The sequence below is a fragment of the Arthrobacter sp. B055-34 genome, from assembly GCF_059090425.1.
This window is the reverse complement of sequence record NZ_JBNHFQ010000008.1, coordinates 167,031-180,877: the sequence shown is the minus strand read 5'-3', so window position 1 is coordinate 180,877 and position 13,847 is coordinate 167,031. Positions and strand designations below refer to the sequence as shown.

Genomic DNA, 13,847 nt, shown 5'->3' with positions numbered 1-13,847 from the left:
ACAACGACGGCGTCCTGTCTTCGCTGGAGCCGTGCAGGAAGCGGCTATTTGCGGTGGCTGCCCAGCAGCGTTTCGAGCGGGATGTGGGCCGTGGCGCGCTCGATCTGCACCGAGACCCCTTTGAGCACAGGCAGGTGCCGGTTCATGGTGGCGGCCTGTGCGGTCGGCAGCACCAGCCCCAGTCCTGCACCGATGGCGCCGGTGTGAAAGACCGGAACGGCGATCGAGCAGGATCCGAGTCGGACTTCCTCCAAGGTGGTGGCAAAGCCCTGCTCACGGATGGTGTCGAGTTCCTTGGCCAGCCGGCCAGCATGGACATGCGTGTGCGCCGTGGGACGTTCCAGCTCGCGGTTCAGATACGCGATGCGGACCCATTCCTCCTCGAAGGCCAGGATCACCTTGCCGACGGCGGTGGCATGCATCGGCAGCCGACCGCCGACCCGCGAGGCCCGCGGGACACGCTTCGTGCCGTAGATGCGCTCGATATAGAGCACCTCGTGTCCTTCGCGGACCGCGAGCTGGGATGTCTCACCGGTGAGGGAAAACAGGTCCTGGACGAAAGGCCGCGCTGCCTCGCGCAGCTGCCGTCCGGCGTTCTGCGCCAGCTCCCACAGGCGGATCCCCAACTGATAGCGGCCGTTGGCTCCGCGCGACAGGAATCCCCAGTCTGTCAGCTCGGCGACCAGCCGGTGCGTGGTGCTGAGCGGCAAACCGGATCCCTCGGAAATCTCCGTGAGACTGAGCGATCCGCGGGCCTTTTCGAACGCCTCGAGGATGGCAAGCACCCTGGAGGTCACGGATCGTCCCCCATCGCGGCTTCCGCCTGCCATCGCTGTCTCCTCATCCGGCCGCTCTCGGTACGGCACCTGCCGCCGGCCGAACCGAGTCTAGTCCTCAGGCCAGCAGGGCACGCCGCTGCGGCCACAGGGTCACCGATTCCAGCGCCGACAACGCCCGCGCCATGGCTTTGGCCTCCTCGGTGAACAGGTGGCCGTGGACCCGCTGGCTGCACAGCCGTACGGCTTGCTCCCGCTCCAGGCCGAACCAGTCCATTACGGTGTCTATCCCATGCGGGGTCAACCGCCAGGTCTTATCCGAGTCCTTCACAATGGCGTCCTCGACCGAGAGTGCCTCGCGCCGCGAATCGTGTCCGTCAATGATCTGCAGAATCGCGGGTACCTTGTCCGCGTCGTAGCCGACCTCGGCCAGAATATCCGCGGCCAGGCGGGCGCCTTCCTTCTCATGCAGAAGCACCAGATCCGGCCGCCCACCGCCTGGAGCGATCGCGGAGAGCACTTCGTCCGGGGGCACCTGCGACCAGCCGATGTCGTGCAGCATGATCGCCGGAAGAACGACGTCGGCATCCGCCTCTGGATGCAAGTCCAATAAGGCTTGGGCCAGGCCGAAGGCGTACAGAGTGTGCGCGTCGTTGTCGCGGACGGCCAGCAAGGATGCTGCCAACTCCCAGATCCGGGCGAGGACCTGATCCAGGCCGATCACGCCGTCGGGATTTGCGGCAATGGCGCCGGTGACATCGTGGCCGTACTGGTTGGCGGCAGGCAGGAGCTTGGTCATGCTCCCACCGTGGACCAGCAGGCGGGCCGTGGCAACAATCGGATTCCGCTGGCCGGAAGCGGCGCGCGACCCGCCTCAGCCGGTGTTGCGCAGGCCCGCCGCGACGCCGTTGACCGTGATCAGCATGGCCCGCTGCAGGCTTTCATCCGGTACGTCCCCGCTCGAGGTCCCGTTCGCACGCAGCCTGCGCAGCAGCTCCACCTGCATGTAGGAGATCGGATCCAGGTACTGGTCCCGCACTTCTAACGACTTCTTGAGCACCGGCTGGTTGTCCAGCAGCCGTACTTCGCCGGTGAGGCGCCGGACCTCGGCCACCGTGAGCTCGAACTCTTCGCGGATCCGGTCGAACAGGTGCTGCAGCCGGGCAGGCACCAGCGTGGCCACATAGTGCGCGGCGATGTCCAGGTCCGTCTTGACGAGGGTCATTTCCACATTGGAGACCACGGTCTGGAAAAAGTGCCAGCGGTCCGCCATTTCCTGCAGCATTTCGCCGTGGCCGGCCTCGCGCGCGGCCTTCAGCCCGGAACCGACGCCGTACCAGCCGGGCACGATCTGCCGCGACTGGGTCCAGCCGAAAACCCACGGGATGGCGCGCAGCCCTTCCAGTCCGGCGCCTGAATCCGGCCGCATGGAAGGACGTGAGCCGATCTTCAGGGAGCCCAGCTGTTCCACCGGCGTCGAGGTGAAGAAGTATTCCGGCAGGTCCGGATCGTCAATGAGCTCCCGGTAGCAGCGGAAGGACGCGTCGGAGACGGTCTCCATCACCTTCCCGTAGCGTTGGCGTTCACTGGCGGATGTGCGCGGCTCCCGGTGCAGCGCAGAGCCTTCCAGCACAGCCGCCAGCGCCAGTTCCAAGTTCTCCCGTGCCAGCGTCTGCAGTGAATACTTGTCTGAAATGACTTCGCCCTGCTCGGTGAACTTGATTTCGCCTTCCAGCACGCCGTTCGGCTGGGCGAGGATGGCGTCATACGTGGGCCCTCCGCCACGGCCCACGGATCCCCCGCGGCCGTGGAAAAGCCGCAGCCGGACACCATGTTTGGCGGCTACGTCGCGCAGGACCCGCTGCGTCTGGTGGATTTCCCAGAGGCTGGTCAGCACACCGGATTCCTTGTTCGAGTCCGAGTACCCGAGCATGACTTCCTGCACGTCGCCGCGGAGCCGGACAATCTCCCGATACTGCGGATCCGCCAGCAGCGCGTCCAGAATCCGCCCGGACCGGCGCAGCTCCTCCACCGTTTCCAGCAGCGGCGCGAAGCCGATGCGGACAAACGCGTCCCCGCCGTGCAGCCGCAGCAGGCCGGCTTCCCGCGCCAGCACCACGGCGGCCAGCACGTCGTCGGGACCGCGGGTCATGGACACGATGTAGGTCTCCACGACGTTCGAGCCGTAGGTCTCCAAAGCCCGGTGGATTTCGCCGAACACCGCGTACGTCTTGGCTTCCTCTCCTGCCAGCGGAGCCGGCACCGGCGCCAGCGGACGGCGGGAAGCGAGCTCCTTCGACAGCAGTGCCTGGCGCTCCGCCCGCTCCAGGTCCGCGTACGGCACGGGCAGTTCGCCCAGCCGGTCTATCAACACACCGACGACGGCGTGGTGCCGCTCGGCATGCTCGCGGACATCCAGCGTGGCCAGGTTCAGGCCGACGGCGGACATGATCCGCCGCACCCCCGCCAGTGCTCCATCCGCCGCCAGCGAGGACCCGTGGGCGCGCAGCGATCGTTCCAGCAGCCCCAGCTCGTCCAGCACCTGCGCGGCGGAGGCGTAGTCCCGCCCGGGCTGGTGGGCGGTGCCGTTACGGACGCGGGCGGAGGTGTTCATCAATTTGGCCTTGATGCACGTGAGCTTGAGCCTGTACGGCTCCTGCGCGTTCAGTACGAGCACGCGCTTATCCAGCCCGGGCAGCTTTTCCAGGTCCTGCTGTATGGATTCCAGCAGCTCCGGCTCCGCTTCGGCGAGCGCGGTGGAGTTGGACAGCACCGAGATCAGCTCGTCCACCTGCTCGATCCCGATCCGCACGGCGTGCTGGTTCTGCAGGGCGAGGATCTCCCTGGTCACGCCTGCTGTGACATTCGGGTTGCCGTCCCGGTCGCCGCCGATCCAGCTGCCGAACCGCAGCGGCGTGCGCTCGGCGGACAGGACTGCGCCGTGGCCATCCAGCAGTTCCGCCAGTTCGGCCAGCAGCTCCGGCACCGCGCCGCGGAAAATGTTGTCGAGGTAGTAGAGGGCGTTGCGGGCCTCGTCCACCGGGCTGGGCCGCACTTGCCGCAGCTCGTCCGTCTGCCACATCTGGTCGATGATTTCCGCCAGGATGCGGTCCTGCCGCCGCCTGGCCACGCTGTCCTCGGCGGTCCGCACCGCCAGCACATCGGAGAGCTTGCGCAGCTTATCCAGCACCGAACGGCGCGATGCCTCGGTGGGATGCGCGGTGAAGACCGGCCGCACATCCAGCGCGTCCACGGCCTCCTGCAGCACTGCGGGGCCTGCCTTCGCGGCGACGTCCGCCACGGCCTTGGCCAGCCAGCCGTCCTGTTCCGGGCGGGTCCGCAGGGTCCGGACGCGGTGGACCTGCTCGGCGGCATTGGCCAGATGGAAGTAGAAGGTGAAAGCCCGCACCAGCTGCGTCGCCTGGCCGGTGGGCAGCCCCGCCAGCAGTTCGCGCACCTGGTCCGCCACATCACGTGCCGTCCACGGGCCGCTGGCCTCCCCGCCCCCGCGGGCCGCCTCCTTGGACTCCTTGGTCAGCAGCCGCACCTGCTCCACCAGCTCCAACAGCTCCGGACCGTGCTGGCGCACCAGCGATTGGCCCAGCAACGTGCTGACGCGGCGGACATCCGCACGCAGCCTGGCATCGAGATCCCCTTCAGGCATCAAAACCCTCCTGTGCCATCAACCGGCCCTACAGATTGAACGCGGGCGCGTGCGAGGGCTGGTACAGCAGGATGTCGTCGACGCCGGGCACCTGCAGCATCGCGCCGGCGCCGAAGCCCATGTCCGTTGAGTCTGAGCTGAAGCCCGCGCCGCGGCTTTCCAGTTCGTACATGGTCGCCGCCAGATCGTCGCACATCAGGGCGATCTGGTGGTGGCGCGGGGCAGAAAACTCCTCGCCTTCCCAGACGCCGCTGGTCGGATGCACGCCCAGCTCGCTCGGACCGGTCTTGAAAATCAGCCAGTCCTCGCCCGAGCCGGCGTCGGGAACCGAGGGCCACTGCAGGACGTCGCGCAGGAACGCCCGGGTAGCCGCCGGATCATCGGAGTAGATCAGCGTGTGCACGGAAGTGATCATGGACCTAGGCTAGCGCCCAGCAGTGCCTCCGGTAACCTCCCCCAGGTGCGTCCCGGTGCGGCTTGTCTTGCGGCAGGCCCCGGGGCAGACTGTGCTGATACAGCCCCGGGTGGGCGGTGACAGCCTCAGCCAGCCCCAAGGAGCGCAATGACCAGCCTGGAAAACGAGGTCACTACGGCCGAAGCGGAGTTCGGTGCCTGGCACAGAAAGCGCAATGACGCCTTGTCCGAGGATTTCGGGCTCCTGACCCTCACCTCGTTCCAGTGGCTCGCCGCTGAACCGTCAGCCGTCGATCTTGTCCCCGGTCTGTGGAGCGCCGACCGAGCGGTGGCGGCACTGAACGCCGGTGCCTCGGATGGCTTCCTGATGTACGACGGCGGCACACCGGTCCGCGGGATCCTCACCCAGGCGGTGGCCGAGCGGGGCCAGACAATGTGGGTGCGCTGGTGGTCCGGTCCGGAACAGGTGGCGGTGGAGCTGGTCAGGCGGGACGGCCGCTATCTGATCCGCACACGAGCCGCCTCAACGCCGGCACAGCAGAATTTCAGCGGCGTGCCGGTCTTCGACTTCGATCCGGACTGGATCCTCAAGGGCCGCTATGTTCCGTACGACTCGCCCCAGGTCTCGCGGATCTCGACGTCCCGCAGCGATACCTCGCTGACCCTGGTCCTGGCGGGCGAGATCACCTTCAACTACCAGTGCTCAAGCTACCGGCTGCGGGCCGAGTTCGAACCGGGCACGGGCGCGCTGCGCGTGACCTTCCACGATGCGACCAATGGACTTGGTACCGTGCCCTGGCGCTTCCTCGACGTTCCGCCGCCTGCGCTGGACGGAACGGTACTGCTGGATTTCAACCGCGCGCAGAACTATCCGTTTGCCTTCACCGGGTACGCGGTGTGCCCGGCGCCGGTGGCACGGAACCAGCTTCCCCTCGCAGTCACCGCCGGGGAGAAGCTGCCGGTCTGACCGGCTCAGGCGATGGCGGAAATGCCCGTGACCGCGCGGCCCACAATCAGGCTGTTGATCTCGTACGAGCCCTCGTAGGTGTAGATGGCTTCGGCGTCGGAAAAGATCTTGGCCATGAGGTAATCGGTCACGATCCCGTTGCCGCCCAGAATGGACCGGCCCAGCGAGACGGTCTCGCGCATCCGCGCCGAGGTGTAGGACTTGGCCAGCGCGGCCTGCGCCATGTCAGCCCCGCTGTGCCGGGTGCCCCGCGGGCCGGTGTGGCTCTCCTCCTGCAGCTGGGCGACCCGGGCCAGCATGCCCAGCGACGCCGTGGCATTGCCGAGCATCCGCACCAGCTGGTCCTGGATCAGCTGGAAACTCGCGATCGGGCGGCCGAACTGCTCGCGTTCCAGCGCATACCGCCGGGCCACCTCGTAGGCCGCGAGCTGCTGGCCGACCGCTTGCCAGCCCACCATGATGCGCGAGCCCCGCAGCAGATGCTTGGTGTCGTCGAAGCTGCCGATCCCGGCAAACCGGTCCGCTTCCGCAACGCGGACGTTGTCCAGGATGATGTCCGCGTTCTGCACCGTGCGCAGGGAGATCTTGTTGCCGATCCGCTCCGCCCTGAACCCCTTCAGCTTCGAGTCCACAATGAACCCGCGCACCTGGTCGGTGTCTTCGTCCCGGGCCCAGACCAGCATGTAGTCGCAGAAGGTTCCATTGCCGATCCAGCGCTTGGCCCCGTTGAGGATCCAGTCTCCGCCCTCGCGGCGCGCCCTGGTTGCCATGCCGCCGGCGACGTCGGAACCGTGCTCCGGTTCGGTCAGCGCGAAGGCGCCGGTGATGCGCAGCGCCAGAGCGTCCTCAAGCAGTCGGGCCTTCTGCTCAGCGCTGCCGAACTCGTACAGCGCCTGCACAAACAGGTCGTGGTGGACCATGAAGAAGGTGGCGATGGATGTGTCCGCGCGGGTCATTTCGGCGATGACCAGCCCGGCGAAGAGGTGGCTGTAGCCCTGCTGGACCGGCGTGCTCAGCTCCAGCCCGGCCAGTCCGGGCAGCAGCTCCGCCGGAAAGCGGCCGCGGTTCCACCAGTCCACCGCATGCGGTTCCACCTCGGCGGCGAGGAACTCGCGCAGCTGGGCCAGCTTCAGCCGCTCCCGGTCGCTGAGCAGGGACTCGAACCCGTAGAAGTCCGGCCGCGGCAGGTCCGCCATGTTCACCGTGTCCCCAGTGCCCGGCATTAGCGCGGCGCCATCCGGATGGCGCCGTCCAACCGGATGACCTCCCCGTTGAGCATGGCGTTGTCGATGATGTGCGCGGCCAGATTCGCGTATTCGCCAGGCCGGCCCAGCCGGGACGGATGCGGCACCTGTTGCCCGAGCGAATCCTGCGCCTCCTGCGGCAGCCCGGCCATCATCGGCGTCTCGAAGATGCCCGGGGCAATGGTGACCACGCGGATCAGCGAGCGCGCCAGTTCGCGGGCGATCGGCAATGTCATGGCAGCCACGGCTCCCTTGGAAGCGGCGTACGCGGGCTGGCCGACCTGCCCGTCGAAGGCAGCCACGGACGCGGTGTTGATGATGACACCGCGCTCGGGCCCGCCCAGTTCCGTGCTGACCGGCTCCGTCTCGGCCATGGCGGCGGCCGCCAAACGGATCACGTTGAAGGTGCCGATGAGGTTGACCTGCACTACCTTGCTGAAGTTCTCCAGCGGGAGCACGCCGCCGCGTCCCAGCACCTTGCCCGGGGTGGCAACTCCGGCACAATTGACGACGACGCGCAGCGGGCCGAGCGAAACGGCCGCATCAACCGCCGCCTGCACGTCTTCTTCGCTGGTCACATCGGCCGGCGCGAAGACCGCCCGCTCCCCCAGTTCCGCCGCATACTCGGCCCCCGCGGATCCCGGGAGGTCAACCAGCACCACGGAGGCACCGGCGTCGTACAAGCGACGCGCGGTGGCAGCTCCTAGTCCGGACGCACCCCCGGTCACCAGCGCAACGGAATTGGCAATCTCCACGTCAACCTCCTGAAATGAATCCTTTCCGCCAGCCTAGTGTGGTCCGGCGCACAACGCATTGGGGCGGCTGGCCACTGGGCAAAATTTCTATCGTGAATACTCGGACCGGGACAGCTACGCTGGTCAGATGGTCGCAGAGTCCAGCAAGCTTCCCGGCGAACACCCGCCCCCGCCCAGGTTCGCCTCGGGCCGGGCGGACGAGGCCGCCGTCGCTGTCATCCGGCACTTCGGCCAGCGTCTGCTGTGCCTCCCGTTCACCCATCTGGGGGCCGTGGCCAGACCGCGGCAGAGCTACCTGCCGCTGGTCGGGCCGTGGCACTACTGGTGGCAGGCGCACTATCTGGACTGCCTGGTGGATGCAGGCTGGCGCGAACTCGAACACCAGCAGCACTACGATGGCGGGGTCGGCGTCAGTGCCGGCCAGCTCGGTGCGCTTCTGCTGCGCAGCATCAAGTGGCGCAACTGCTTCCGGTTCACCAACTCCTACTATGACGACATGGCATGGCTGGCGCTGGCCGTCGGCCGCCTGGACGCGCTGGCCGCTGCGACGGGCAAGCCGCGGTTCCGCAACCGGGCCGCTGCCCGCGCCTTGCTGCCGGCGCTGGAATCAGCCCATACCGCGGACCTGGGCGGCGGGCTGTTCTGGAACACCAAGCGCGATTTCAAGAACACCCCCGCCACGGCCCCGGCCGCCCTCCATTTTGCCCGCATCGGCCAGACGGACCGCGCGGCGGCCCTGCTGGACTGGCTGGATGACAAGCTTTACGACGGCGTTTCCGGGCTGTACCAGGACGGGCTGCGCGTTGTGGGCGGCGAGCCGGTGCTGGTGCCGGACATCTACAGCTACAACCAGGGTCCGGTGCTGGCGGCGCTGCTGGAAGTGGGCCGGGAGGCAGACCTGCGGCGTGCCGCCGACCTGATCAAGGCGGTGGCCGCCGGGCTCACCACCGACCATGACGGCATGCCCGTGCTGCGCACCCACGGCGATGGCGACGGCGGACTGTTCACCGGGATCCTGGCGCGCTATCTGGCCGTTGCGGCCAACTCGGATCGGCTGCCCGGAGACACCCGGGAGCAGGCGCGCACGCTGGTAGCCAACACCGCCGCGGCGTTCTGGTCCGGCCGCCGGCTGGAGAACCACCGGACGTGGGAGGTGCTGGTGTTTTCCAAAGATCCTGCCCTGCCAGCCAAGACCACTTATCCGCCGGGCGAGCGCGTGCAGCTCTCCACCCAGCTACAGGCCTGGATGACGCTCGAAGCCGCCGCATCCGTCGCCTGACAACCGGCGTCGTTGTCATGATTCGACAATAAGTCACACAAGCGTTGCCGATTCGCTGCGGGTTCTGCCACAATGACGAGCACAGGTGAGCTAAGCCTTACCTAATTTTTACCGGGCAACGCGGTGGGGACCGCGCCCGGTCCTCATTTTCCTGAAAGGTTCTCCATGAAGATCCGATTTCCGCAGCTTTCCGCAGCCGCCATCGTCGCCGCCGCTGCACTGACCCTGTCCGCCTGTGGCTCCGGCTCCGCGTCGCCGGCACCCGAAGGATCCACGGCCGCCGCAGCCGGTGAACTCACCGTCTACAACGCCCAGCACGAATCCATGACCCAGGTTTGGGTGGATGCGTTCGAGGCCGAGACGGGCATCAAGGTGAACGTCCGGCAGGGCAAGGACACCGAGATGAGCAACCAGATCATCGCCGAGGGGGATGCCTCCCCCGCCGATGTCTTCATCACCGAGAATTCACCGGCCATGACGCAGGTGGAAAACGCCGGGCTCTTCGCCGACATCTCCTCCACCGTGCAGGAGAACGTGCCCGAGCAGTACCGGCCGTCGTCGAACAAGTGGTCAGGCGTCGCGGCCCGGTCCACGGTCTTCGTGTACAACAAGGACGCCGTGAAGGAAGCCGACCTGCCGGCGTCGATCATGGATCTGGCCGATGACAAGTGGGCCGGCAAGTGGGGAGCGGCTCCGGGCGGAGCGGACTTCCAGGCCATCGTCTCCGCCATGCTGGAACTCGAAGGCGAAGAGGCCACCGCCGAATGGCTCAAGGCCATGAAGGAGAACGCCAAGGCCTACCCGAAGAACGGCGCGGCTATGAAGGCCGTCAACACCGGAGAGGTCGACGGCGCCGTCATCTACCACTACTACTACACGGCGGACCAGGCAGAGACGGCGGAGAACTCCGGCAACGTTGCCCCGCACTACTTCAAGAACCAGGATCCGGGCGCCTTTATCAGCATCTCCGGCGGCGGCGTCCTGAAGTCCTCCCAGCACCCGGAAGAGGCGATGCAGTTCCTTGAATTCATCACTTCCAAGCAGGGCCAGGAGTCTCTGGCAACGGGCAGCGATTACGAGTACCCGGTGGGCAAGGATGTCACCCCGCGCGAAGGACTCGTTCCCCTCGAGGAGCTCGAAGCTCCCTCCGTCGACGCCGCCAAGCTGAACAGCCAGAAGGTTGTCGAGCTCATGACGGATGCCGGCCTGTTGTAGAACTGCCCATGTCGGTTCATCCACGAACGCGTACCGGTAGCCGGGGCCCTGCGGTCCCGGCTACCGGTGCGCCGTCCGTAGACATTCCGGGTGAGCTGCCCCAAGCCGCACAGCCGGGCTCTCCGGCTTCGACCGACGCTGCTCCACCGGGCGCTGCTCCGTCTGGCACAGCTGCCGGCGTTGCGTCACCCCGCATCATTCCGTCCGGCCCTAACCTGCCCGGCCCGCACCCTCCGGTTCGGCGCGCACTCCGGCGCAGGCGCAGCCCTGTGCGACCGCCGTATGGAACGGTAGCGGCCGCCGTCGTTATTTCGCTGGCAACCCTGGTGCCGCTGGGCTTCGTCATCGTGATGACGGTGGCCACCGGCTGGGAGACGGCGGCGGAGCTGATCTTCCGGCGCCGCGTGGGCGAGCTGCTGTTCAACACCGTGGCGCTGGTGCTGGCCGCGGTGCCGCTGTGTATCCTGATCGGCATTGCGGCGGCCTGGCTGGTGGAGCGGACGCAGCTGCCCGGCGCGAGGTTCTGGTCCCTGGTGCTCGCCGCGCCGCTGGCCGTGCCCGCGTTCGTCAACAGCTACGCCTGGGTGAGCACCATTCCGTCGCTGGGCGGGATCGGCGGCGGCACGCTGATTTCGGTGCTCTCCTATTACCCGCTGGTGTACATTCCCGCGGCCGCCGCCCTGCGCCGGATGGACCCCGCGCTCGAGCAGTCCGCGGCGTCGCTCGGGCTGGGACGCTGGCGCACCTTTTTCCGCGTGGTCCTGCCCCAGCTCTGGCTGCCGATCACCGGCGGCGCGCTGCTGGTGGGCCTGCACCTGCTGGCCGAGTTCGGCGCGTTTTCGATGATCCGGTTCGCCACCTTCACCACCGCGATCATGGAGCAGTACCAGTCCACCTTCAACGGCGCGGCCGCCAACATGCTCGCCAGCGTGCTGGTCTTCATCTGCATGCTGATGCTGCTTGCCGAATCCCGCCTGCGGGGCAACGCCCGGTACGCGCGCCTGGGCTCCGGGGTAGCCAGCCGCCCGCCTGCCCTGCCGCTGGGACGCTACCGGGTTGCCGCCGTCGTTGGTGTGCTGGCCCTGGCGGTGCTGGCGCTCGGGGTGCCGCTGGGCAACATCCTGCGCTGGCTGGTGGCCGGCGGAGCGGAAATCTGGGACCTGCCCCTGATCGGCGAGACGCTGCTGCAGACCCTCGGTTTCGGCCTGGCCGGCGCGCTGCTGACCGTGGTGCTGGCCTTCCCCGTGGCATGGCTGGCCGTACGGTATCCGGGCTGGTTCACCAAGCTGCTGGAAAGCACCAACTACATCACGTCCTCGCTGCCCGGCATTGTGGTGGCGCTGGCCTTCATCACCGTGGCGATCAACTTCGCGCGGCCGCTCTACCAAACCGTGCCGCTGGTCATCGCCGCCTACGTGCTGCTGTTCCTGCCGCGGGCGCTGGTGAACCTGCGCGCCGGGCTGGCGCAGGCGCCGCAGGAGCTCGAAGAGGCCGCGCGGTCGCTGGGCAGTTCGCCGTTCAGGGCGTTCCTGCGGGTGACCCTGCGCCTGACCGCGCCCGCTGCCGCCGGCGGGGCCGCCCTGGTTTTCCTGGGCATTGCCAACGAGCTGACCGCCACCTTGCTGCTCGCGCCCACGGGCGTGAACACGCTGGCCACGCGCTTCTGGGCGCTGAGTTCGGAGATCGACTACACCGGCGCCGCGCCGTACGCGCTGATCCTGATCCTGCTCTCGCTGCCGATGACTTACCTGCTGTACACCCAGTCGCAGAAAGCTGCCGGTCAATGACCTTTGTGAAAGGGACCCGCCTGTGAGCCCCGCGGACATTCCGGTGCCGGAGGGCCATCTGGTCATAGATGCCGTCACCAAGTCCTTTGGAGATACGTTTGTGCTCCGCGGCGTCAGCCTGTCCGTGCAGAGGGGAATTACGACGGCGATCGTGGGCCCCTCGGGCAGCGGCAAGACCACCTTGCTCCGGTTGATTGCCGGCTTCGAGGCACCGGACTCCGGCCGCATTACGCTCGACGGCGAGGCGGTGGCCAACGGTGGCCGGCTGGTTCCCGCGCACCGGCGGAACGTGGGTTATGTGGCCCAGGACGGAGCGCTCTTCCCGCACCTGAGCGTGGGCCGGAATATCGCCTTCGGGCTGGAGAAGAAGCGGTTTACTTCCCGGTCGGCGGTGGAACGCCGGGTCGCCGAACTGCTGGCCATGGTCTCGCTGGAACCCGGATACGCCGGGCGCCGGCCGGACGAGCTCTCCGGCGGCCAGCAGCAGCGCGTCGCCCTGGCCCGGGCGCTGGCTCGCGAGCCGGAGCTGATGCTGCTGGACGAACCGTTCAGCGCGTTGGACGCCGGCCTCCGGGTGGCTACCCGCAAGGCGGTTGCCCGCACCCTTGCCGCTGCCGGCGTGACCACCATCCTGGTCACGCACGACCAGGCCGAGGCGCTCTCCTTCGCCGACCAGGTGGCGGTGATGCGCCGCGGCGTCCTGGCCCAGATCGGCAATCCCTTTGTGGTTTACACCCGGCCCGCGGACCGGGAAACGGCCGAGTTCCTGGGCGATGCGGTGATCCTCAACGCGGAACTGCAGGGCTCCCTGGCCACCTGCGCGCTTGGCGGTATCCCGGTCCGCCGGCCCACATGCCAGGGGAAGGTGCACCTGATGCTGCGCCCGGAGCAGATCCGGATTTCCGATGGCGGCCCTATCCGCGGCACCGTACTGGAGACGGACTTCTTCGGCCCGGAGGTGACGGTGCGGCTGGAACTTCACGGTCCCGAGGACGGCCAGGGAAACAGGCAGCGCGGGGAGACCATCACCATCCGCCACTGGAATGCGACGCTGGCCAAGCCCGGTTCGGAACTGTTCCTGCGGGTGATCGGCGAGGGCGTGGCCTTCCCGGCCTGAGTCTTTCCCGAACCTGGGCTACGGCTTCTTCTTCTGCGGGTACGGTGCCTCATGCCGGGCCAGCATCTCCACGAAACCGGCGATCTTCTTCCGCCGGGCGTCCTCGGTCTTGAGCTGGCTGAGCCGGAAGATCAGCGCGAACCGGTTCTGCGAGGTCAGCACGTCGAACATGGCCTGCGCCCGAGGCACGGCAGCGATCGCTGCGGCGAGATCCGCGGGTACTTCCGCCGTCGCGGGTCCGGCATAGGCTTTGTCCCACCGCCCATCGGCCTGCGCCGCCGCGACCGCCGCACGGCCGGCGTCGTGCATTTTTCCTGCCGCTTCCAGCTGCTCGATCCGCGCCACGTTGCGCAGCGACCAGATGCTGCGCTTGCCCCGCGGACTGAACCGCTGGAAGGAACTTTCGGCGTCGCGCCGCTTGGCCTGCCCGTCGATCCAGCCGAAACACAGCGCTTCTTCGAGGGCGCCGGCATAGTCGAGCGTGGTGACGGTTCCGCCCTTCTTGTGCAGCACCAGCCACACACCGGGCGAGCTGTCATGGTGCTCCTGAAGCCAGGCACGCCAGGCTGCGGCGTCGGGCAGCAGCAGTTCGGGGAGTTCGACAGCCATGCGCAAACACTAGCCGCGCA

12 protein-coding genes are annotated in these 13,847 nt (G+C 67.7%); 5 read left to right on the top strand and 7 right to left on the bottom strand.

Annotation, left to right across the window (positions count from 1 at the left end; all coding sequences use genetic code 11):
* Window positions 1-44: 44 nt before the first annotated feature.
* The 4 genes from AC5RWO_RS16175 to AC5RWO_RS16160 form a co-directional block, all read right to left on the bottom strand.
* Complete coding sequence (locus AC5RWO_RS16175) at window positions 45-830, bottom strand: IclR family transcriptional regulator (protein WP_498732559.1); 786 nt, start codon at window positions 828-830, stop codon at window positions 45-47.
* A gap of 64 nt (window positions 831-894) precedes the next feature.
* On the bottom strand, window positions 895-1,575 hold the full coding sequence (locus tag AC5RWO_RS16170; protein WP_498732558.1) for an HD domain-containing protein: 681 nt from the start codon (window positions 1,573-1,575) through the stop codon (window positions 895-897).
* Window positions 1,576-1,650: 75 nt separating this feature from the next.
* Window positions 1,651-4,440: a phosphoenolpyruvate carboxylase gene (gene ppc / locus AC5RWO_RS16165; protein WP_498732557.1), complete on the bottom strand. Its 2,790-nt coding sequence runs from the start codon at window positions 4,438-4,440 to the stop codon at window positions 1,651-1,653.
* A gap of 28 nt (window positions 4,441-4,468) precedes the next feature.
* Window positions 4,469-4,855 carry a VOC family protein gene (locus AC5RWO_RS16160; RefSeq protein ID WP_498732556.1) on the bottom strand — a complete coding sequence of 129 codons (387 nt, stop codon included), beginning with the start codon at window positions 4,853-4,855 and terminating at the stop codon, window positions 4,469-4,471.
* A gap of 147 nt (window positions 4,856-5,002) precedes the next feature.
* Here AC5RWO_RS16160 and AC5RWO_RS16155 point away from each other — a divergent pair, with 147 nt between their 5' ends.
* Window positions 5,003-5,821, top strand: a complete 819-nt coding sequence (locus tag AC5RWO_RS16155) for a DUF1684 domain-containing protein (RefSeq protein WP_498732555.1) — start codon at window positions 5,003-5,005, stop codon at window positions 5,819-5,821.
* Between the two features lie 5 nt (window positions 5,822-5,826).
* Here the strand turns inward: AC5RWO_RS16155 and AC5RWO_RS16150 are convergent, their stop codons facing one another.
* Both AC5RWO_RS16150 and AC5RWO_RS16145 read right to left on the bottom strand, forming a co-directional pair.
* Complete coding sequence (locus tag AC5RWO_RS16150; RefSeq protein WP_498732554.1) at window positions 5,827-7,044, bottom strand: acyl-CoA dehydrogenase family protein; 1,218 nt, start codon at window positions 7,042-7,044, stop codon at window positions 5,827-5,829.
* Complete coding sequence (locus AC5RWO_RS16145; protein ID WP_498732553.1) at window positions 7,044-7,820, bottom strand: 3-hydroxyacyl-CoA dehydrogenase; 777 nt, start codon at window positions 7,818-7,820, stop codon at window positions 7,044-7,046. The genes AC5RWO_RS16150 and AC5RWO_RS16145 overlap by 1 nt, the downstream gene beginning before the upstream one ends.
* Before the next feature lie 127 nt (window positions 7,821-7,947).
* Between AC5RWO_RS16145 and AC5RWO_RS16140 the strand changes: the two genes are divergently transcribed.
* The 4 genes from AC5RWO_RS16140 to AC5RWO_RS16125 all read left to right on the top strand — a co-directional run bounded on the left by AC5RWO_RS16140 (window position 7,948) and on the right by AC5RWO_RS16125 (window position 13,218).
* Window positions 7,948-9,099: a glycoside hydrolase family 76 protein gene (locus AC5RWO_RS16140; RefSeq protein ID WP_498732552.1), complete on the top strand. Its 1,152-nt coding sequence runs from the start codon at window positions 7,948-7,950 to the stop codon at window positions 9,097-9,099.
* Window positions 9,100-9,264: 165 nt separating this feature from the next.
* On the top strand, window positions 9,265-10,314 hold the full coding sequence (locus AC5RWO_RS16135; RefSeq protein WP_498732551.1) for an iron ABC transporter substrate-binding protein: 1,050 nt from the start codon (window positions 9,265-9,267) through the stop codon (window positions 10,312-10,314).
* A gap of 269 nt (window positions 10,315-10,583) precedes the next feature.
* Window positions 10,584-12,101: an ABC transporter permease gene (locus AC5RWO_RS16130; protein ID WP_498732550.1), complete on the top strand. Its 1,518-nt coding sequence runs from the start codon at window positions 10,584-10,586 to the stop codon at window positions 12,099-12,101.
* A gap of 22 nt (window positions 12,102-12,123) precedes the next feature.
* On the top strand, window positions 12,124-13,218 hold the full coding sequence (locus AC5RWO_RS16125) for an ABC transporter ATP-binding protein (RefSeq protein ID WP_498732549.1): 1,095 nt from the start codon (window positions 12,124-12,126) through the stop codon (window positions 13,216-13,218).
* A gap of 18 nt (window positions 13,219-13,236) precedes the next feature.
* Here the strand turns inward: AC5RWO_RS16125 and AC5RWO_RS16120 are convergent, their stop codons facing one another.
* The gene (locus tag AC5RWO_RS16120; protein WP_498732548.1) at window positions 13,237-13,827 is read right to left on the bottom strand and encodes a YdeI/OmpD-associated family protein; all 591 of its coding nucleotides are present in this window, start codon (window positions 13,825-13,827) and stop codon (window positions 13,237-13,239) included.
* Window positions 13,828-13,847 lie beyond the last annotated feature (20 nt).